The following is an 18,809-nucleotide window of genomic DNA, read 5'->3' as shown; positions in this document are numbered from 1 at the left end:
GCCCCGCCCGTGCAGCCGCCGGCCCCGCCCGTCACCACGCCCGCGGCAGCGCCGGCCGCCCCGGCCACGCCCCCGCCGCCCGCGCCCGGCGCCGGGAAGATCAACCTGGACAAGGGCCGCGTAAGCCTCCAGAAGAACCAGACGGTCTCCCTGATCAAGGGCGGCCGTCCCCTGCTCTCCCAGGTCAAGATGGGCCTCGGCTGGGAGCCGGCCTACCGCGGCAAGGACATCGACCTGGACGCCTCGGTCATCGCCTACGGGCCGCAGCGCAACCACATCGACAGCTGCTACTTCGGCAAGCTGCAGATCATCGGCGGCGCGATCCGGCACTCCGGTGACAACCTCACCGGCGAGGGCGGCGGTGACGACGAGGTCATCACGGTCGACCTCGGCCGCCTGCCCCAGGAGGTCACCGGCCTGGTCTTCACGGTCAACTCCTTCTCCGGCCAGAAGTTCACGGAGGTCGCCAAGGCCTACTGCCGCCTCCTGGACGGCACGACCGGCGAGGAGCTGGTCCGCTTCGACCTCACCAGCGCCGAGCCCCAGACGGGCGTGATGATGGCCAAGCTGATCCGCCAGTTCTCCGGCGAGTGGGACATGACGGCGATGGGCGACTTCGTGAAGTCCCGCACGGTGAGGGGCATGGTGAAGCCGGCGGCACAGGCCTTGTGACACCACGCACCACGCCGCCCGACGTCTCGGACGCCCCCGGCCCGGGGGCGTCCGACGTCAGCGCTCCGCGTCAGCTCCCCGCGTCAGCGTCCCGCGGCCGCAAGCCCTCCGTCAGCAGCGCGAGATACCGCCGGATGTGGCGCCCCTGTCCGTCGGCCAGTTCCGACGCCGTCGCCACGCCGTGGGCCAGCCGGAGCACGTCCATCGGCTCCACGTCCGGCCGCAGCGTGCCCTCCTCCTGCGCCGCCCGCACCAGCCGCCCCGCCGCGTTCCGCACGCAGTCGCCGCAGGCCGTGGCGGCCGCCGAGCCGCCCTCGGTGACGGCCGGGCCGAGGAGTGCCCGGAGCCCGCGCATGCGGATCATCCCGGTGCCGAGTTCATGGAGCCACTCCAGCAGCGCCTCGCCCGGCGGCAGTTCGGCGGCCAGCGCGTCGGCCCGGGCCGCGAGCGCCTCGATCCGGTCCAGGTAGGCGGCCTCCAGCAGGGCGTGCCGTGTCGGGAAGTGCCGGTACAGCGTCCCCGAGCCGACCCCGGCCCGCTTGGCGATGTCGTCGAGCGACGCCCCTTCCCCGTGCTCGGCGAACGCCTCCACGGCCACTCGCAGCAACCGCTCGTAGTTGCGCCGGGCATCCGCCCGCATGGGCCTGACCTGCGCCACGCAGTACTCCTCACCGACCGGGGACTCTCTGCGCACCCTACCGAGACAGGGCCATCGGACGTCCCGGTCGGCGGGGCCCGGCTCAGGCGGATTCGCGCACCAGGAGCTCGGGTGTCACCCAGGCGTCCGTCCCGCGCAAGGGCTCCTCGCCGGCCCGCAGCCGGGCCACCTGCTCCACCGCCAGCCGGCCCAGTTGCCGCTTGTCGATGTGCAGGGTGGTGAGGGCGGGTTCCACCAGCTCGCCCAGGGAGAGGCCGTCGAAGCCCAGCACGGCCAGCTCGCCGGGGACCGCGCGGCCGTGCCGGCGGGCGGTGCGCATCGCGCCGACGGCGATGAGGTCGTTGAAGCCGAAGACGGCCGTGATCCCGGGCCGCTCCCGCAGCAGGCGTTCCATGCCGGCCTCGCCGCCCCGCACGCTGTGCTCGGGGCAGATGACGACCCAGTCCTCGTCGACGGGCAGGCCGAGCCGCCGGGCCTGCTCCAGGAAGGCCTGCCGGCGGGGGCCGGGGCCGTGCACGCCGTCCAGCATGCCGATCCTGCGGTGGCCCCGGCGGTGCAGGTGGTCCATGCCCTGGGCGACTCCGGCGGCGGCGTCGATGCCGACGGCCGCGAACCGGGTCTGCTGCGGGCCGCGCTCCAGCAGCACCAGGGGGACGCCCCCGAGGTGCCGGATGAGCACGTCGTCGGGGTCCCTGAAGTAGCCCACGACGGCGTCCGCCTGGTGGGAGAGCACGTCGAGCGCCTGCCGTTCCCGGGCCCCGTCGATCCGCGAGTCCCAGACGACGACCTGCCAGCCGCGCTGCTCGGCGGCCTCCAGCACCCCGGCGGCGACCTCGGGGAAGAAGGGGTTGCGCAGGTCCGGGATGACCAGGCCGGCCGTCACCGCGCCCTTGCGGACGAGCCCGCGGGCGAACCGGCTCGGCCGGTAGTCCAGGAGCCGTGCCGCCTCCAGTACCCGCTCCTTGGTCGCCGGGTCGATCTCGCCCTTGTCGTTGACCGCCCGGGAGACCGTCTGGCGTGACACCCCGGCCAGGCGTGCGACGTCGTGGATGGTGGCCCGGCGCCGCGTGCCGCCGGGCCGCTCGGCTCCCGGCTCCGCGGGCTGATTGTCCGTCCGCACGCCCAGCACCCTATCCGGCGGCGGACGCGGCCCGGGGGCGTCAGTCGCCGAGCTCGGTGAACAGCGTCAGCTGCAGGGCGCCCGGTGCTTCGAGCCGGGAGTTCAGGGAGTTCCAGGGGGTGCGGGTCGGCTCCGCGACGACCTCGGCGCCGGCCGCGGCGAGCCTGGCGGTGGTGGCGGCGGAGTCGTCGACCTGGAAGGCGACCCGGATGTGCCCGGCCACGCGCCGCCCCACCTCGACCTCGTCGATGAACGCGGCATGGTTCGGATCGGTCAGCTCCAGGGTGGCCCGTCCGGCCTCCAGGATCGTCACCCGGCCGTCCTCGGAGGCGAAGGCGCCCCGCTCGGGCAGGCCGAGCACGTCCCGGTAGAAGTGCAGCGCGGCGTCGTAGTCGTCGGCGGTCACGACCAGGCGCAGTTCCCGGACGGCGGATTCGACGGCCGGCCCGTCGGCGGACTGGGCGGGGGATTCGACGGCTGGCTCGACGGCTGCTTCGACGGCTGGTTCGTCGGTCATCACGGCTCCTCGGTGACGTCGGGTCACGGCTCACAACCCGCCGACCGGCCCGTTGATTCCCGGCCGACCGGCCGGTGCCGGGTCGCCGCGGGACACCGCGAGAGGCCAGGGGGAGGGCCAGGGGGAGCCATGAGACACCATGGGGCGCCGAAAATCCGGCGACAGCCCGGAGCGGCGCACGCTACGGTCCGCCGGCATGACCCCTTCACTGGAACGTCCGCCCTTCCAGGCCGACGAACGCACCGCGCTCCTCGGATGGCTGGAGCTGCAACGCCGGATCCTGCGCTGGAAGTGCGAGGGTCTCGGCGAGGCGGACGCGCACCGCTCCGTCGTCCCGACCTCCCCCGGGATGACGATGGCCGGGCTGGTCAGCCATATGCGCTGGGTCGAGCACACCTGGCTGGAGGTGCTGTTCCTCGGCGGGGACGCGTCGCGGAACCCGTCCTTCGACGAGACGGAGGAGGACGCCGACTGGCGCACCGGCTCCCGCACGCTGGCGCAGGTGCTCGCGGACTACGAGGCCCAGTGCGCCCGCAGCGACGAGATCGTGGCGGCGGCGTCCCTGGACGACACCGGCCGGCATCCCGGGTACGCCTCCGCCAAGGCCAACCTCCGCTGGATGCTCATCCACCTCATCGAGGAGACGGGACGGCACGCCGGTCACGCGGACATCGTGCGCGAACTGCTGGACGGGAGGAAGGGCTACTACTAGACGGCTCCCGCACCGGCCGGGCCCCCACCGGCCGCTGCCCCCGACCGCTGCTCCGACGCCGCCCTAGAACAGTGCGCTGTACGCGTTCAGTGCCGGCTGGCCGCCCAGGTGGGCGTAGAGCACCGTGGAGTCCCGGCCGATCTCGCCGCGTGACACCAGGTCGACCATCCCGGCCATGGACTTGCCCTCGTAGACGGGGTCGGTGACCATCCCCTCCGTCCGGGCCGCGAGGCGCATGGCGTCCAGGGTGGCCTCGTCGGGGACGCCGTAGGTGCCCGCGTGGTAGCGCTCGTCGAGCTCGACGTCCGCCTCGGTCAACTCGCGCTTGACACCGATGAGTTGCCCGGTGCGGTGGGCGATGCGGGCGATCTGGGCCCGGGTGGCGGCCGGTTTCGCGGAGGCGTCGACGCCGAGCACGCGCCGGGGCCGCCCGCCGGCCTCCTCCAGCGCGGCGAAGGCGGCGACCATGCCGGCCTGGGTCGACCCGGTCACCGAGCACACCACCACGGTGTCGAAGAAGACGCCCAGCTCCCGCTCCTGCTGCACCACTTCGTGCGCCCAGGCGGCGAATCCGAGGCCGCCGAGCGGATGGTCGGAGGCCCCGGCCGGGATGGCGTACGGCTTCCCGCCCGACTCCTCGACCTCCCTGAGGGCCTGCTCCCAGCTCTCCTTGAACCCGATCCCGAACCCGGCCCTGACCAACCGGACATCGGCTCCCGCGAGACGGCTGATCAGGATGTTGCCGACCTTGTCGTACACGGCGTCCGGCCAGTCCACCCAGCTCTCCTGGACGAGCACGCACTTCAGTCCCGCCCGGGCGGCGACGGCCGCGACCTGGCGGGTGTGGTTGGACTGCACGCCGCCGATCGACACGAGCGTGTCGCAGCCCTGGGCGAGGGCGTCCGCGACCAGGTACTCCAGCTTGCGGGTCTTGTTCCCGCCGTAGGCGATGCCGGAGTTGCAGTCCTCCCGCTTCGCCCACAGGGTGGCGCCGCCGAGATGTGCGGTCAGGCGCTCCAGGGGGTGGACCGGCGAGGGCCCGAACAGGAGGGGGTAACGCGCGTACGAGGAAAGAGGCATGAGTCCCTCCGGGTCGATGTCGGTCCGGTCGGTGTCGGTGCGGGTCGCTCGCCGGCCCGCCTCGGTCGGCGAGCCCTTCTGCTGCGCCTCAGTCGGCGAGTTCTTCCAGGCCCCGCCAGATCTCCGCCGTGACGCGGACCGCCTCGGCCGTGTCGCCGGCCGCGCAGGCGTCGATCAGCCGCTCGTGCAGTCCGGCCGAGCGGCAGTTGCCGCCCTCGCCGAAGCGCCGGCGCTCCAGGCGGCGGATGAGCGGGGTGTAGCGGGCGACGGTCGCGGCGGCCGCGCGGTTGCCGCTCGCCTGGACCAGGACCTCGTGCAGGTCGTCGTCGGCCCGCAGGGCCGCGTCCACGTCCCCGGCGCGCACCGCCGCGGCGAACCGCTCGTTGGCGGCGCGCATCACGGCGAGGTCCGCCTCGGTCAGCCGGGGCACGGCCGTGCGGGTCACCAGTTCGTGCAGGGCGCCGACCACCGCGGCGGCGTCCCGGACGTCGGCGGCGACGAGCGGCGTGACGCGGGTGTAGCTCTGCGGCTTGCTCTCCAGCAGCCCTTCGTCGACGAGGCGGGAGAACGCCTCACGGACCGGCGCCCGGGACAGCCCGAGCCGCTCGGCGAGGTCGGCGTCCCGCACCACCGCGCCGGGTTCGAGCTCCCCGGCCACGATGGCGTCCCGGATGGCCGCGTAGGCCCGGTCCCTGAGCAGGGTCCGGGGCACGGGCCGGATGGCTTCCATGAACTGAAATGTTAGATGTCAGCCAGGGCTTCAACAAGGGGTCGGGCTTGAACAAGGGGCCAGAGGGCCGTGACCCGCACTCCCCACGCGGTGCGGGCCACGGCACTCAGGCCGCCCAGGGCCAGTCGGCGTCACGCGAGGCCTCGATCAGCGGCACCATCCGGAACGCCGCGTCCGTCAGGCCGCCGAAGGTGTGCCGGTTCCCGGTGCCCGACGGGCCGTGGCCCGCCCGGTACCCGGCGAGGTTCCAGGTGTAGACCGGCACGTCGGCCGGGATCTGCTCGGTCGGGTCGCCCAGGTGGTGGTGCGTGTACTGCTCGTCGGTGACGATCAGCACCCGGTCGTGCTTCTCGTAGTGCCGGCGCACCGCCTCGGTGGTGTCGGTGCCGCCGAGGCTGTGGAAGCGGTCCAGGACCCGGAGCACGGACTCGCCCCGGCGGAACGGCACGCGCTCGCTCGTCGTGCCGAACTCGACCAGGTCCGCGCGCTCGGCCCGCAGCGCGAGCGCCGTACCGAAGATCGCCGCCGCGTCGGCCCGGTTGAGCTCGGAGCGGTCGGACAGCCGCGACCAGAACATCGAGCCCGAGCGGTCCACGAGCACCAGCGTCCGGCCGGGCAGCACGGGCACGTTGGCCAGCGAGTGGCCGAGGGCCCGCTCCAGGGCGTACGACCAGCGCAGCGACGGGGCGTGCTGGTGGGCGGCGAGGTACCGGAAGGGGAACTGCCGCGAGCGCGCCACCTCCGCCGGGTCGCTGATCCGCGCCGCGACCCGCTCGGCCACCTCGTCGGACACCCCGGCCTCGTCGAAGTTCCGCAGGTTGCGCACGAGCGCCATGGTGCCCATGGACGGGATCACGGCCTCCCAGGCCGCCTTGTCCATCGGACCCTGCAGCCAGCCGGCCAGCGCCTCCCACGTCATGCCGGCCTCGGCCAGCCGCTCGGCACCGCCCTCGGCGGTCACGAGCGCGCGCCGCTCCTCGACGGGCAGCGCCATGAGCGCGCGGTGCGCGCCGAGCGTGCGGCCGGCGGGCGGCACGGCGGTGTCCGGGTGGTGCCGCCGGTCGAGCGCGTAGCGGAACAGCTCGCCCTGCCAGGGCTTGTCCGGGTCGGGCGCCGCGTGCACCAGGTTGAGGACGTCGCCGAAGCGGTAGCCCTTGGAGGCGGTGTCGTACTTCAGCAGCGCCTTGCCGTGGTAGAGGCGGCGGACGGCGTCGGCGATGCCACGCTTGACCGGCTTGGGCACGTTGCGGCCGTACGTCGCGGTCCAGTACGCGAGCAGTTCGCCGGGCTCGTCGGGGCGCTGGAGCACGGAGTCGACGACCTGCCGGTTGGACGGGCCGCCGGTGGCGCCGGCGTCGAGGCGGGCCTTGACGTACTCGGCCGCGCCGACGACCGAGGCGGTGCGCAGGTTGCCCGCGCCGCGCAGCCAGCCGAGCAGGCCGGCCGTCCACTGCGGGTCCTCGACGGCGAGTTCGCGCACGAGCCGGCGGAACCGGTCGTCGCGGTCGGCGCCGGTCTCGTAGAAGGTCTGCTGGGAGACGAAGTTGCTCACGGCGAGCAGGAAGAGCTCGGAGCGGGCGTCCCGCTCCCGGCCCCGGCCGCCCTCGTACGTCCGCAGCACACGTCCCGTGGACGTCACCCGCGAGACGGGACGGGCCCGCGCCGCCTTGCCGTTGAATCGCGCCATGGTGAATTCCCCCGAATTCTTTTCGTGTTCGAGGGAGTCGCGGCAGGAAAATGGTGGGTGCCCGAGGACCGAAGTCGGCGACGGACTTATTCAGATGCTCTGCCCATTGAGCTACGGCGACCCGAGGTCGCCGACGGGACTTGAACCCGCAACCGTCCGATCCCAGGAAGTAACCGTTGCCTTCGCACCGGGCACCCACACATGCCGCGCCTCCCGAGATCAAGTCGGCGGCGGCGTCGGATTCTTTGGAAGAGAAGTAGCCGCCGCCATCGCACCGGGAAGTGCGTGACGTTGTGATCTCACTGTAGGAGGCGCGGAGCCGGACCTGCGAGCGAATTTAATTCCTCTTCTGCCGCTTCCAGGGGCCGGTGATGGCGAGCAGAATGCCGGGCGTCTGGATGCTCGCGAAGAGGGTCCGGCCGTCGGGCGAGAAGGTGACACCGGCGAACTCGCTGTACTCCGGCTCCTCCTCGGTGCCGATGTTCAGCTCGTTGCGGGCGATCGGGTAGGTGCGGCCGCTGTCGGTCGCCCCGAACAGGTGCTGCACGCCCTCGCCGTCCTCGGCGATGACGAGCCCGCCGTACGGGGAGACGGTGATGTTGTCGGGGCCGTCGAAGGCGCCGTCGCGGGACGGGTCGGGGTTCACGCCGAGCAGGACCTTGAGCGTCAGGGTGCGGCGCTTGGGGTCGTAGAACCAGACCTGCCCGTCGTGCTGCACCGGGCTCTCCTCACGGGCGTAGGAGGAGACGATGTAGGCGCCGCCGTCGCCCCACCACATGCCCTCCAGCTTGCGGGCCCGGGTGACCTCGCCGGCGCCGAACTGCTTGCGCACGGGGGTGGTGCGGGCGTCGCGGTCGGGCACGTCCACCCAGTCGACGCCGTAGACGGTGCCGATCCTCGTGGCGCGGGACAGGTCGTCGACGAACTTGCCCCCGGAGTCGAAGCACTTGGGCGCCTGCAGCACACCGGCGTCGTCGGCGAGCCGGCGGAACCGGCCGGGGCCGTACGCGAAGCCCTGCGGCGGGGTCCAGCGGAAGAAGAGGCCGTTGGGGTTCGCGGCGTCCTCGGTGAGGTAGGCGTGGCCGCGCTTGGGGTCGATGACGACGGCCTCGTGGTCGTAACGGCCGAAGAACTTCAGCGGCTTGGGGTCCCGGTTGGCGCGCCGGTCGACGGGGTCGACCTCGAAGACGTAGCCGTGGTCCTTGGTCATGCCGTTGGTGCCGGCGCGGTCGGAGTTCTCCTCGCAGGTGAGCCAGGTGCCCCACGGGGTACGGCCGCCGGCGCAGTTGGTGGAGGTGCCCGCGATGCCCACCCATTCGGCGACCCGTCCGTCGGGGCGGATCTCCACGACCGTGCAGCCGCCGGAGGCGGCGGGGTCGTAGACGAGGCCCTCGGTGAGCGGGACCGGGTGCGTCCAGTTGGCGCGGGGGCCCTTCAGCTCGTGGTTGTTGACGAGCAGGGTGGTGCCGCGCGGGCCGTCGAAGGCGGCGGTGCCGTCGTGGTTGGACGGCGTGAACTCGCCCGACTCCAGTCTCGTCCTGCCGCTGTAGGTGATGATCTTGTACGAGAAGCCGGCCGGCAGGGCGAGGATGCCCCGGGGGTCGGACACGAGCGGCCCGTAGCCGACGCCGTGCCGGGCGTCCGCCGCGCCCTCGGCGCTGTCGGTGTCGTAGGACGCGAGGGCGTTCGGTGCGGTGGCGAGGGCGCCGACACTGCCCGCCAGCGCGACACCGGCACCGGTGATCGCGGAGTTTCTGGCGAAGTCCCTGCGGGTGAGCGACATGGAGTCTCCTGTGACGGGGGCTGCCGTGGAGGGTGGCGAACCTCGTTCGGCGACACCGTCCCGCTCACATGTGAACTCCGTTTGAACAACACCCCGGGGCCGCGGGGAACGGCGCGCCAAGCCACGACGGCGCGCCGCACCCGCGGACCGGCGTCAACCGCCCTGTTGCGATCGCGCCTTGAAGGCGGCCTTCCGCGCTTCCTTCGCCACCTTCTTGTCGGGATGCAACCGCCCCATCGCCTCCAGCACGTCGGCGGTCGCGGGGTGGTCGACCCGCCACACCGCCGCGAAGAACCCGCTGTGCTGCTGCGCAAGCCCCTCGACCAGGGCCCGCAGTTCCTCGGAGTTGCCCTCCGCCGCGAGCTGCGCGGCGACCGTGTCGATGGTCAGCCAGTACACCATCGCCTCGGACGGCGCGGGCACGTCCGCCGCCCCGTGCTCGGTCAGCCACACCCGGGCGAGTCCGCCCAGCTCGGCGTCGTCCAGCACCTCCCGCAACGCCGGCTCGGCCGAAGCGCCGACCAGCGACAGCGCCTGCTGGCAGCGCAGCCGCCGCAGCGGAGCCCCGGCGTCGGAGCCGCGCGCCGCGGCCAGCAACTCCCGTGCCGCCGTGAGCGATTCGCGCCGCTGCAGCCACTGCTCGGTCTCGGCCTGCGCCGCGGCCGGCGGGAACGCCGCCGTGCCGTCCAGCAGCGCGTCGGCGCCCTTGTCCGCCAGGTCCCCGACGGCCGGCGCCTCGAACCCGGCCTCCAGCAGCCGCGCGCGCATCCCGTACAGGCCGAGCGGGGTGAGCCGGACCATGCCGTAGCGGGAGACGTCGGTGTCGTCGACGGGCGCCGCGGGCTCCTCGTCGGCGTCGGCCATGAGGGCCTCGTCGACGGGCTGGTACTCCACGAGGCCGACCGGCTCCAGCATCCGGAACTGGTCGTCCAGCCGCATCATCGCGTCGGAGACCTGCTCCAGGACGTCGTTGGTGGGCTCGCCCATGTCGCTGGGCACGATCACCGAGGCGGCCAGGGCCGGCAGTGGCACCGGGGACTCGCCGGGCGCGTCCTCGCCGGCCGTCAGCAGGTAGAGGTTGCCGAGCACGCCGTCGAGGAACTCGGCCTCGGCCTCCGGGTCCCAGTCGAGGGCGGAGAGGTCGACCTCGCCGTCCTCGTCGAGCAGTCCGTCGAGGTCGGGGACGCTCGCGTCGGCGAGCACGGTCTCCAGAGCCGCGAGCCACACGGCGAGCACGTCGTGCGGGGAGCCGCCGGTGAGCAGCGCGAGGTCCTCGCCCGCGCGGACGGTGCCCTCCTCCTCGTCGACGATCTCGACGAGCCCGGAGTCCACCGCGACCCGCCACGCCTCGCTGGCGTCGGCGGCGGCGTCGTCCCCGCTCAGCCCGAGGGCCTCGGCGGCCGCGGGCAGTTGTTCCTCGACGAGCCCTCCCCCGGCGTCGACGCGGGTGTCCGGCCCGGCCCAGCGGGCGAGCCGGGCGGCCCGGGACAGCAACGGTGTGGACAGCGCGTCGCGCGCCAGCTCCGCTTCGGTGTGCAGCCGCACCGGCGGCAGGGGGGAGCTGTCTGACATCGGCTGTTTCTCCTAGCGCGCCTTCAGGTGACTCAGCCGCTCAGCCTAGACGGATTTCCACCCATGCCGCCCACTTCATCTCCCCGTCGACTGCCGTACATGGCCGAAACCTTGACAAGTGACATGGACAGGCTGGAGATTGACGCGCGTAGAAGTCGGCGGACACTTGTTCACCGGACCTGCCCCACCAGGCGCCGCACCCGTCGATGTCTACGCGCGTCACCGCCCGCCGCACGCACAGCGGCAGACAGTCCGAGCACCACCCTCGTCCCGGCGCCCTGTCACGTCCCCGGAGGGAATCCCGTTGCCGAGCAAGTCGTCCGCGCGCCTCGCCGCGCTCACCGTCGCCGCCGCGTGTTCCGCGGCCTCCACGATCGTCCTCACCACTCCCGCGCACGCGGAATCGGTCCGCATCCACGACATCCAGGGCAGCACCCGGATATCCCCGTACGCCGGCCGGCAGGTCACGGACGTGACCGGAATCGTCACCGGCGTCCGCACCTACGGCTCCTCCCGCGGCTTCTGGATCCAGGACCCGGACCCGGACGCCGACCCGGCGACCAGTGAGGGCGTCTTCGTCTTCACCAGCTCCACCCCGAAGGGCGTCGCCGTCGGCGACTCCGTCAAGGTCACCGGCACGGTCTCGGAGTACGTCCCCGGCGGCACCGGCTCCGGCAACCAGGCCCTGACGGAGATCACCAAGCCGACGACCACGGTCCTGTCCAGCGGCAACGAACTGCCCGCCGCCACGGCCGTCACGGCGCGCTCGGTCCCCGCCGCCTACACCCCCGCGGGCGACCCGGCCGCGAACGGCTCGATCAACGCCCTCCCCCTGCAGCCCGCGCAGTACGCCCTGGACTACTACGAGTCCCTGGAGGGCATGACCGTCCGGGTCGCCGACACCCGCGTGGTCGGCGCCACCGACCCGTACACCGAGCTCTGGGTGACGGTGAAGCCGCACGAGAACCGCGCCCGCCACGGCGGCACGGTCTACGGCTCCTACGACGCCCAGAACACGGGCCGCCTGCAGATCCAGTCCCTCGGATCGTCGGCGGACTTCCCGAAGGCGAACGTCGGCGACACCCTCGCGGGCACCACGGCGGGGCCCCTGGACTACAACCAGTTCGGCGGCTACACCCTGGTCGCGAGCGAACTCGGCACGCTCGAGAGCGCCGACCGGCAGCGCGAGACCACCCGCAAGCAGCGCTCCTCGGAACTGGCGGTCGCCACCTACAACGTGGAGAACCTCGACCCCACGGACGAGACCTTCGCCGCGCACGCCTCCGCGATCGTGAACAACCTGCAGTCGCCGGACATCGTGTCGCTGGAGGAGATCCAGGACAACAACGGCGCGAAGAACGACGGCACGGTCGCCGCCGACCAGACCCTGACGAAGCTGATCGACGCGATCGTCGCGGCGGGCGGCCCGAAGTACGACTGGCGCTCGATCGACCCGGCGGACAACACCGACGGCGGCGAGCCGGGCGGCAACATCCGCCAGGTGTTCCTGTTCAACCCGGAGCGCGTCTCCTTCACGGACAGCCCGGGCGGCGACGCCACGACGGCCACCGGCGTGACGAAGATCCGCGGCAAGGCCCACCTCACCCTCAGCCCCGGCCGCATCGCCCCCGACGACGAGGCCTGGAAGAACAGCCGCAAGCCGCTGGCCGGCGAGTTCGTCTTCCGTGGCCGCACGGTCTTCGTGATCGCCAACCACTTCAACTCCAAGGGCGGCGACCAGGGCCTGACCTCGCAGTACCAGCCGCCCTCCCGCAGCTCCGAGACGCAGCGCCACCAGCAGGCCACCCTGGTGAACGCCTTCGTCAAGGACATCCTCGACACCCAGAAGAACGCGGACGTCGTCACGCTCGGCGACATCAACGACTTCGAGTTCTCGCGCACCGCCGAGCTCCTGGAGGGCGAGGGCGAACTCTGGTCGGCGATCAAGTCGCTCCCCCGCAGCGAGCGTTACTCGTACGTCTACCAGGGCAACAGCCAGGTCCTCGACCAGATCCTGATCAGCCCGTCGATCCGCCGCGGCTGCGACTTCGAGTACGACAGCGTGCACGTCAACGCGGAGTTCCACGACCAGATCAGCGACCACGACCCGCAGGTCCTGCGCTTCCGCCCCTAGCGGGACAGGGCCGGCCGGACCCGGTGTCCGGCCGGCCCGCCCCTCAGGGCACCAGCCCGAGGACGTGGTCGTAGCGCCAGACGGAGCCGCTCTCCAGCAGGCCCGGCCAGTTCTGCACCCGCTTCCACGACTCGGTGGCCGAGCCGACACCATCGCCCGGCGCGGCCAGGGCGTCGGCATGCGCCCCGGCGCTCTCCCACTCGGCGTAGTTCAGCACCCGGGTGCCGTCCGTACTGAGGTGGAAGTGGGCGGAGATACCCCCGGGATGCGGTTCCGGCTCACTCTCCAGGGCCTCGAACACCGCATCGACCCAGGCGCGCTGCCGCTCCGCGTCGGGCCCGTCGAAACGCACGTCGACGATCACCACACACCCCGGAACGGCCGCGTCCGCACGCCGGGCACTGCGGTACCGCCGGTACCGCCCGAGCCACACCCGCTCGATCCCCGGCACGGCCGTGTCGATCTCGTCGACACGCTCCTGCCGGTGGGTCTTCACGAACGCCTCGTAGGCCTGCTCGCTGCGCCACTGCGAGTAGTGCAGCAGGGTGTCCCCGTCGTGCCCGGCGTACACGTGGTACCCGAGCAGGTCCCCGGCCGGCCAGGGCCGCCGCTCCCAGGCCCGCGCGATCGCCTCCACGGCCTGCCGCTGCCGCTCGGGACTCCCGACCCGCCAGGTACTGAAGAAGGGAGCACCGATCCGGGGGTCGGTGAGATCCGGGTGCTGTTCGGTCCGCCGGGCCATGGAGCTCTCCAGTCGTGTTCGCCGATTGTGACGCCCTCACTCTCGGACCTCGACCGAACTTGAGGTCAAGCACACGGCGTTGGCGCCGGGCCGACCCGCACCCGCGTACGGCGAGAAGGGGACGTGCCGGGGGTGTCCGCCCGCAGCGGTTGGCGCGTCGACGAACCCGCCCCGGACCCGGCACCACGCGCACGCACGCGCACCCCCACGATCACACGCACACCCGCCAAGCGGTCACACCGGCCGTCACCGATGCCCGTGCACATACCTCCACCGCACGACCCCGACCGCCACCACGGCCCCCGCCGCCCCGGCCATCAGCACCGGCTTGGGATGCCGCATCCCGGCCTGCACCACGTTCCGCACCGGCCGGGGCCCCACGTGCGCGGCCCGGTCCTGCACGGAGTGCCCCGCCTGCGCCGCGCTGCTGCGCAACTGCACCGTCATCGCCCCGGCCTTGTCCCGCAGGTCGGCGGCCCGCGCCCGCGCACGCCCCTTCACATCGGCCTTCCCGGCCAACTGCTCCACCGTGTTCCCGAGTTCTCCCCGCGTCTGCTCGATCTGCCGCCGCAGCTCATCGGGCCCCTTGGCCCCACCCGTCGGTTTCGCCCCACCGGTCGGTTCAGTCATCGATGCGCCCTTTCCCTGATCTCCTCGACGTCCGCCTTCACGCTGCCGATCGCCTGCTCAGGGGTGGGCGGCGCGGCCCGCTTCAGCTGGCCCCGCCCCATCGCGGCCAGAATCGCCGCGATCACGAACAGCACGCCCATCACGATCAGCGCGGCAGCCCACACGGGCAGCACCAGCGAGAGCGCGGCAGCGCCGGCACCGGCCATCGCGAGGAACCCGGCATAGGCGACAGCGCCCGCCGCACCGAGCAGTCCACCGCCTCGCCCCGCCCGCCGCCCCTTCTCGGCCAGCTCTTCCTTCGCGAGCGCCACTTCCTGCCGCACGAGCCGAGAGAGCTGTTCCGCGGCCTGCCCGACGAGCTCGCCCACGGAGTGGTGCTCGTCGCGCACGGCCCGATGATCCATCGTCCCGGTCACGGTTCCGCCTCCTCTCGAAGTAGGAACCCCCGAGTACCCGTCCGCTCCCCCGGCTATCCCTGCGGCCCGGCGGTGTCCCCGCGCTGCCCGAGCCGGGCCAGCTGCGCCTGGAACCAGTCGAGCCGCGCCTGCAACAAGGCGGCCTCGGCGACAAGTTCGGGCACCCCCAGCCCGTCCACCACCGCGCCCCCGCCCGGCCCCGCACCCGCACCGCCGGGCTCGATACCACCCCCGCCGACGACACGCACCCCATCGCCCGCCAACCGGGCGAACCCGCCGAGCGACACCGCGACGCCCCGCCCGCGTGCACACACCTCACACGCGGGCGCGAGCCCACGCCATCCGACGCGCCCCCACCCGGCATCGGCCAGCGCGCACGCCCCCGCGCCGCACGCGCACCTCCCCACCGTCACGGTCCGCACCCGCTGCCGCGCGTACCGGAACCCCCGTTCGAAGCGGAGGTACGCCCCGAGGACGGACACCTCCAGCAGCACGGCGCCCCGGTGCTCGTCGGCGCACAGCAGGGCCTCGGCGGCGGCCCGGTCGTGCACGCAGTGGAAGCCGCAGTCACAGCGGCGATGCGGCGGCCGGTGCCGCAGCCCGTACACACAGGCAGCCTCGGCGACCACTCCGTACGGCAGCGCACCGCCCAGTGACACACCGGTGAAGCCGGCCCGGGTGCCGTCCTGGGACAGCACCGGGTGGGCGATCTTGTATCCGGTCGGCGGCTCCGTCGGACGCTCCGAGGGAAGCCGCAGCCTCATCGCGCGACCGGAACCTCTTGAACCGCGGGGGCCTCGACTTGATTCGCGGTGGCCTCGACTTGAGCCGCGGGTGCCCCGACGCCCTCATCGACCGTGAGCACCCCCGCACCGACGGCCTCGCCGCCGCCCACGCTCTCCCGCGCATCGGAGCCGACGCCCCGCGCCTGCGGCTGTTCCTCCGCGACTCCCATGGCCAGTGCCTTGCCGAGCTTCATGACGCCTCCCGGGCATCCGTCGCCGACCCTCCCGGCCATGGTGACTCATGAGGCCCCCACAGGGAAGAACACCTTTTTTGCAGCAGCTCTTAAATAAACCCTGTAGAAGAATTAAGTAGAGCTACACAGTTCTCCCGCCGACACTACTCGCATGACCCCACCGCGCACGAACCTCTTCGGCCGCACGCTCTGCGCCATGATCACCCCCTTCACCGCCGCCGGCGTCCTGGACCTGGACGGCGCCCAGCACCTCGCCGACCACCTGGTCGGGGCCGGTTGCGACGGCCTCGTCCTCTCCGGCACGACCGGCGAGTCCCCGACCACCACGGACGCCGAGAAGTCCGCCCTGATCACCGCCGTCCGCGAGGCCGTGGCCGGCAGGGCGACGATCGTGGCGGGCATCGGCACCGCCGACACCCGCCACACCGCCGAACTGGCCCGGGAGGCGGAGAAGGCGGGCGCGGACGGCCTGCTGGTGGTGGCGCCGTACTACAGCCGGCCCCCGCAGGACGCGGTCGAGGCCCACTTCCGCGAGATCGCCGACGCCACCGGGCTCCCGCTGATGCTCTACGACATCCCGGCCCGCACCGGGACCCGCGTCGAAGCGGAGACGATCCTCCGCCTCGCTGACCACCCCCGGATCGTCGCGGTGAAGGACTGCTCCTACGACTTCCTGGCCGCCCAGAAGGTCCTGGCCCGCACGGACCTGGCGTACTACGCCGGGTGCGACGAACACGTTCTCGCGCTGTACGCCGTGGGCGGCGCCGGCTACGTCAGCACGGTGGCCAACGTGATCCCGGGCCACCTGCGCGCCGTCCTGGACGCGTTCGACGCGGGCGACACGGACCGGGCCGCCCGCCTCCAGCAGCAGGCCACGCCCCTCATCGAGGCGATGATGTCGGCGGGTCTGCCGGGAGCCGTCACGGCGAAGTCGCTCCTGAACGACCTCGCCCTCCCGGCGGGCCCGGTCCGCGCCCCCCTGCGCCCCGCCGACCGCACCACGGCGGACAGCCTGCTCGCGCTTCACAGCACCTTGCACGACACGTGACGGCACCCGATGACCACCCGGCCACCCCGGCCCCACCCTGCACGGATCACCACTCGGCACCGATCACCGCTCGGCGAACACCGGCTCCCACCGCCCCTTGGTGTCGTCCTTGGGCGACCGGAAGTCACTGAGGGGTGTCGTCTTCTCCCGGCCGATGGTCACCAGCACCAGCCGCTGGTGGAACTCGTTCCCGTCCGGCCCGATGTCCCAGGCCACCAGCGACTTCCCGCCGGCCCAGGCGAGGAGTTGCTGCCCGCGCACCTCCTGCTGCTTCCCGGTGCGCGCGTCGAGGACGAAGGAGGACGTCTTCCACTTCCGCCCCGCGAACGGCCCGGCGACGAGCCGCCCGTCCGGGGAGACCCCCGCCTCGACGGACCAGTCCCGATAGCGGTCGGGTGTGGGCCCCGGCACGTCCTTCCCGGTGAAGTCGTAGAACTTCAGCCTGGGTTCGCTGGGCATGCCCGACCAGACGAGCCGGCCGTCGCGGGTGAACGCGAAGTCCTGGCGGGAGTTGATGAAGGCGTCGGGATCGTGCGCGCTGCCGCCGATCTCCACCCCGGCCCAGGAACTGCTCCCGGAGGCCACGTCGATGACGTGGAACCCGGTCCGGTCCGACTCCGTGAAGGGGGCGTCCCAGCCCTCCGACCCCTCGATCCTCACCCGCCGGTCGGGGTTGTCGCTGTACGACGTGGCGACGAGCTTCCTGCCGTCGGCGGAGAACTCCACGCCCGCGACCGGCCGGTCGACCGGGATCCACCGCTTGACCTGACGGCTCGCCAGGTCGAGCAGCCCGATGCGCGGCACGGGCAGGTCCCGCTCCAGGACGGCGGCGGTCGTCATCCCCGGGGCGACCGCGACGTAGGCCCAGCGGTCGTCCTTCACGTACTTCTTCGTCCGCGGGTCCAGCAGCCAGTACGTGCGCTGCGACACGGCACGGCCGGCGGACTGCTCGACGGTCGCCCTGGTGAAGTACGCGGCCAGTGCGACCCGCCCGGCGGCGATCATGTCGCGCGGCGGCGACTGGTCCGGGCGGGCCGTGATGTCCGTCTGCTCCACCCCGCCCGAGGGACGGACGTCCTCCTTGCCGGAGTCCAGGACGGGCACGGCCACGGCCACGGCGATCACGGCCGCGGCAGCCGCGGCGACGGACGCGATCCGCCGGCCGCGACGGCGCCGGCGGACCGCGAGCACGCGGTCGGCGAAGCCGGGTGGCGCGGGCTGCTGCCCGTCGGCCTGGTCGCGCAGCGCGTCACGCACGAGTTCGTCGACGTTCACTGGCGGACCTCCACGGGCGAGTAGTCACGGGACGCCGGCTGCTCGGCGGTGGCCGGGCCGAGGGCGGCCAGCTCGGGCGCGAGGGCGCGCAGCCGGGCGAGGGAGCGGTGGGTGGCGGACCGTACGGTGCCGACGGAGCAGCCCAGGATCCGGGCCACCTCGGCCTCGGGCAGGTCCTCGAAGGTGGGGGTCCCCCCGCTTGAGCGAAGCCGAAAGTGGGGGAGGAGCACGAGCACGGTGCGCTGCCGCGCGGTCAGCCGGGCCAGCGCGCCGCGCATCACCAGGCGCAGTTCGGCCGCGCCGGAGGTGTCCTGGCCGGCGGCGGGCTCAGGTGGTTCGGCGACGCTCAGTTCGCGTCGGGGCCATTTCAGACGCCAGCGGCTGACCTGCTGCCGGTAGAGGACCTGCCGGACGTAGGCCTCGGGTTCCTCGATGCGGTGCCAGCGGCCCGCGGCCTTGATCAGCGCGTTCTGGAGCAGGTCCTCGCCGGCGTGCCGGTCGCCGCCGCTCAGCAGGACTGCCGTCTTCAGCAGCGCGGACGACCGGTTCGCCACGAATTCCCGGAAGCTCTCCTGCGCTTCGGCATCCATCGTCACCTTCGCTCTCCCCCGGGGCGGGCCCGGTGCCCGCCCCCCGTACTCCCTGGGACGCGTGCGGGGACGCCGCGCTATGCCACCCGCACGAAGAAAACGGGGACGGCCCGTGCCGCAGACATCTGCGAGACACGGGCCGTCCCCATGCATCCGTACGAGGCCGAAGCCCCCGCCTTCAGTTCCAGGCGTATCCGTCCCCGAAGAGCAGCGTGTGCTCCAGCACGTCCTCCGCCGGGTCGTCGATCTGACCGACGTTGACGTTGATCAGACCGACCCGGTGGCCGTTGTGCGAGTCCTTGCTGGTCTCGTCGGCGTGCGCGGCGCCCGCGGGCAGCCAGCACACCACGATCCCCGCGACGGCCCCCGCCACCCAGCGACGCACCACGCCCCGCCCCCGCTCGTTCCTCATACCCCGGCCCTCGTTTCATCGCTTCGGCTTCTGATCGGACCCTGCGTCCACC

At 72.8% G+C, this 18,809-nt stretch carries 20 protein-coding genes; 4 read left to right on the top strand and 16 right to left on the bottom strand.

What is annotated here, in order from left to right:
• The coding region (locus tag CHR28_RS07645) for a TerD family protein (protein WP_179272342.1) at nt 1-672 on the top strand (672 nt) is incomplete at its 5' end.
• Between the two features lie 70 nt (nt 673-742).
• Here the strand turns inward: CHR28_RS07645 and CHR28_RS07640 are convergent.
• The 3 genes from CHR28_RS07640 to CHR28_RS07630 form a co-directional block, all read right to left on the bottom strand.
• Nucleotides 743-1,330: a TetR/AcrR family transcriptional regulator gene (locus CHR28_RS07640; RefSeq protein WP_094052712.1), complete on the bottom strand. Its 588-nt coding sequence runs from the start codon at nt 1,328-1,330 to the stop codon at nt 743-745.
• Between the two features lie 82 nt (nt 1,331-1,412).
• On the bottom strand, nt 1,413-2,450 hold the full coding sequence (locus tag CHR28_RS07635) for a LacI family DNA-binding transcriptional regulator (protein WP_094052732.1): 1,038 nt from the start codon (nt 2,448-2,450) through the stop codon (nt 1,413-1,415).
• Nucleotides 2,451-2,490: 40 nt separating this feature from the next.
• A complete protein-coding gene (locus CHR28_RS07630; RefSeq protein WP_256984152.1) occupies nt 2,491-2,967 on the bottom strand; it encodes a VOC family protein in 477 nt (158 codons plus the stop codon).
• Nucleotides 2,968-3,163: 196 nt separating this feature from the next.
• Between CHR28_RS07630 and CHR28_RS07625 the strand changes: the two genes are divergently transcribed.
• Nucleotides 3,164-3,679: a DinB family protein gene (locus CHR28_RS07625; RefSeq protein WP_094052711.1), complete on the top strand. Its 516-nt coding sequence runs from the start codon at nt 3,164-3,166 to the stop codon at nt 3,677-3,679.
• Nucleotides 3,680-3,742: 63 nt separating this feature from the next.
• On the opposite strand, the gene CHR28_RS07620 is transcribed toward CHR28_RS07625, so the two are convergent.
• The 5 genes from CHR28_RS07620 to CHR28_RS07600 all read right to left on the bottom strand — a co-directional run bounded on the left by CHR28_RS07620 (nt 3,743) and on the right by CHR28_RS07600 (nt 10,531).
• Entirely contained in the window at nt 3,743-4,759 is a 1,017-nt protein-coding gene (locus CHR28_RS07620) for a 1-aminocyclopropane-1-carboxylate deaminase (RefSeq protein ID WP_094052710.1), read from the bottom strand.
• Nucleotides 4,760-4,847: 88 nt separating this feature from the next.
• Nucleotides 4,848-5,489, bottom strand: a complete 642-nt coding sequence (locus tag CHR28_RS07615; protein ID WP_094052709.1) for a GntR family transcriptional regulator — start codon at nt 5,487-5,489, stop codon at nt 4,848-4,850.
• 106 nt (nt 5,490-5,595) lie between these two features.
• The gene (locus tag CHR28_RS07610) at nt 5,596-7,176 is read right to left on the bottom strand and encodes a TROVE domain-containing protein (RefSeq protein WP_094052708.1); all 1,581 of its coding nucleotides are present in this window, start codon (nt 7,174-7,176) and stop codon (nt 5,596-5,598) included.
• Nucleotides 7,177-7,513: 337 nt separating this feature from the next.
• Nucleotides 7,514-8,959 carry an alkaline phosphatase PhoX gene (locus tag CHR28_RS07605; protein ID WP_094052707.1) on the bottom strand — a complete coding sequence of 482 codons (1,446 nt, stop codon included), beginning with the start codon at nt 8,957-8,959 and terminating at the stop codon, nt 7,514-7,516.
• A gap of 153 nt (nt 8,960-9,112) precedes the next feature.
• Nucleotides 9,113-10,531, bottom strand: coding sequence for a hypothetical protein (locus tag CHR28_RS07600; RefSeq protein WP_094052706.1), 1,419 nt, complete (start codon nt 10,529-10,531; stop codon nt 9,113-9,115).
• A gap of 304 nt (nt 10,532-10,835) precedes the next feature.
• Between CHR28_RS07600 and CHR28_RS07595 the strand changes: the two genes are divergently transcribed.
• Complete coding sequence (locus CHR28_RS07595) at nt 10,836-12,665, top strand: endonuclease/exonuclease/phosphatase family protein (protein WP_094052705.1); 1,830 nt, start codon at nt 10,836-10,838, stop codon at nt 12,663-12,665.
• A 43-nt stretch (nt 12,666-12,708) separates the two neighbouring features.
• On the opposite strand, the gene CHR28_RS07590 is transcribed toward CHR28_RS07595, so the two are convergent.
• From CHR28_RS07590 to CHR28_RS07570, 5 genes are all read right to left on the bottom strand, one after another.
• Nucleotides 12,709-13,407, bottom strand: a complete 699-nt coding sequence (locus CHR28_RS07590) for an antibiotic biosynthesis monooxygenase (RefSeq protein WP_094052704.1) — start codon at nt 13,405-13,407, stop codon at nt 12,709-12,711.
• 246 nt (nt 13,408-13,653) lie between these two features.
• Entirely contained in the window at nt 13,654-14,037 is a 384-nt protein-coding gene (locus CHR28_RS07585; protein ID WP_094052703.1) for a DUF3618 domain-containing protein, read from the bottom strand.
• Nucleotides 14,034-14,453, bottom strand: coding sequence for a phage holin family protein (locus CHR28_RS07580; protein ID WP_179272341.1), 420 nt, complete (start codon nt 14,451-14,453; stop codon nt 14,034-14,036). Before CHR28_RS07580 ends, CHR28_RS07585 begins: the two co-directional genes overlap by 4 nt.
• 53 nt (nt 14,454-14,506) lie before the next feature.
• Nucleotides 14,507-15,217, bottom strand: a complete 711-nt coding sequence (locus CHR28_RS07575) for a hypothetical protein (protein ID WP_094052702.1) — start codon at nt 15,215-15,217, stop codon at nt 14,507-14,509.
• Entirely contained in the window at nt 15,214-15,432 is a 219-nt protein-coding gene (locus CHR28_RS07570) for a hypothetical protein (protein WP_143655787.1), read from the bottom strand. Before CHR28_RS07570 ends, CHR28_RS07575 begins: the two co-directional genes overlap by 4 nt.
• A 151-nt stretch (nt 15,433-15,583) precedes the next feature.
• Between CHR28_RS07570 and dapA the strand changes: the two genes are divergently transcribed.
• Nucleotides 15,584-16,480 (top strand): 4-hydroxy-tetrahydrodipicolinate synthase, encoded by an 897-nt coding sequence (gene dapA, locus CHR28_RS07565; RefSeq protein ID WP_094052700.1) that lies wholly within the window; start codon nt 15,584-15,586, stop codon nt 16,478-16,480.
• Nucleotides 16,481-16,543: 63 nt separating this feature from the next.
• Here the strand turns inward: dapA and CHR28_RS07560 are convergent, their stop codons facing one another.
• The 3 genes from CHR28_RS07560 to CHR28_RS07550 all read right to left on the bottom strand — a co-directional run bounded on the left by CHR28_RS07560 (nt 16,544) and on the right by CHR28_RS07550 (nt 18,757).
• Nucleotides 16,544-17,755, bottom strand: a complete 1,212-nt coding sequence (locus CHR28_RS07560; protein WP_094052699.1) for a hypothetical protein — start codon at nt 17,753-17,755, stop codon at nt 16,544-16,546.
• The gene (locus tag CHR28_RS07555) at nt 17,752-18,345 is read right to left on the bottom strand and encodes a SigE family RNA polymerase sigma factor (RefSeq protein WP_094052698.1); all 594 of its coding nucleotides are present in this window, start codon (nt 18,343-18,345) and stop codon (nt 17,752-17,754) included. The genes CHR28_RS07560 and CHR28_RS07555 overlap by 4 nt, the downstream gene beginning before the upstream one ends.
• A 178-nt stretch (nt 18,346-18,523) precedes the next feature.
• Nucleotides 18,524-18,757, bottom strand: coding sequence for a hypothetical protein (locus CHR28_RS07550; protein ID WP_094052697.1), 234 nt, complete (start codon nt 18,755-18,757; stop codon nt 18,524-18,526).
• Nucleotides 18,758-18,809: the final 52 nt, after the last annotated feature.

Source organism: Streptomyces sp. XY006 (assembly GCF_002237655.1).
GTDB classification, from domain to species: Bacteria; Actinomycetota; Actinomycetes; order Streptomycetales; family Streptomycetaceae; genus Streptomyces; species Streptomyces levis.
The sequence above is the reverse complement of the archived record's forward strand: the minus strand, read 5'-3'. Positions and strand labels throughout refer to the sequence as shown.

Bases quoted from the DNA above. Each gene is read 5' to 3' on its own strand.
- CHR28_RS07610 (WP_094052708.1), bottom strand. From the start codon at position 7,176: ATGGCGCGATTCAACGGCAAGGCGGCGCGGGCCCGTCCCGTCTCGCGG.
- CHR28_RS07585 (WP_094052703.1), bottom strand. From the start codon at position 14,037: ATGACTGAACCGACCGGTGGGGCGAAACCGACGGGTGGGGCCAAGGGG.
- CHR28_RS07625 (WP_094052711.1), top strand. From the start codon at position 3,164: ATGACCCCTTCACTGGAACGTCCGCCCTTCCAGGCCGACGAACGCACC.
- CHR28_RS07615 (WP_094052709.1), bottom strand. From the start codon at position 5,489: ATGGAAGCCATCCGGCCCGTGCCCCGGACCCTGCTCAGGGACCGGGCC.
- CHR28_RS07575 (WP_094052702.1), bottom strand. From the start codon at position 15,217: ATGAGGCTGCGGCTTCCCTCGGAGCGTCCGACGGAGCCGCCGACCGGA.
- dapA (WP_094052700.1), top strand. From the start codon at position 15,584: ATGACCCCACCGCGCACGAACCTCTTCGGCCGCACGCTCTGCGCCATG.
- CHR28_RS07590 (WP_094052704.1), bottom strand. From the start codon at position 13,407: ATGGCCCGGCGGACCGAACAGCACCCGGATCTCACCGACCCCCGGATC.
- CHR28_RS07550 (WP_094052697.1), bottom strand. From the start codon at position 18,757: ATGAGGAACGAGCGGGGGCGGGGCGTGGTGCGTCGCTGGGTGGCGGGG.
- CHR28_RS07620 (WP_094052710.1), bottom strand. From the start codon at position 4,759: ATGCCTCTTTCCTCGTACGCGCGTTACCCCCTCCTGTTCGGGCCCTCG.
- CHR28_RS07555 (WP_094052698.1), bottom strand. From the start codon at position 18,345: ATGGATGCCGAAGCGCAGGAGAGCTTCCGGGAATTCGTGGCGAACCGG.
- CHR28_RS07630 (WP_256984152.1), bottom strand. From the start codon at position 2,967: ATGACCGACGAACCAGCCGTCGAAGCAGCCGTCGAGCCAGCCGTCGAA.
- CHR28_RS07605 (WP_094052707.1), bottom strand. From the start codon at position 8,959: ATGTCGCTCACCCGCAGGGACTTCGCCAGAAACTCCGCGATCACCGGT.
- CHR28_RS07570 (WP_143655787.1), bottom strand. From the start codon at position 15,432: ATGAAGCTCGGCAAGGCACTGGCCATGGGAGTCGCGGAGGAACAGCCG.
- CHR28_RS07600 (WP_094052706.1), bottom strand. From the start codon at position 10,531: ATGTCAGACAGCTCCCCCCTGCCGCCGGTGCGGCTGCACACCGAAGCG.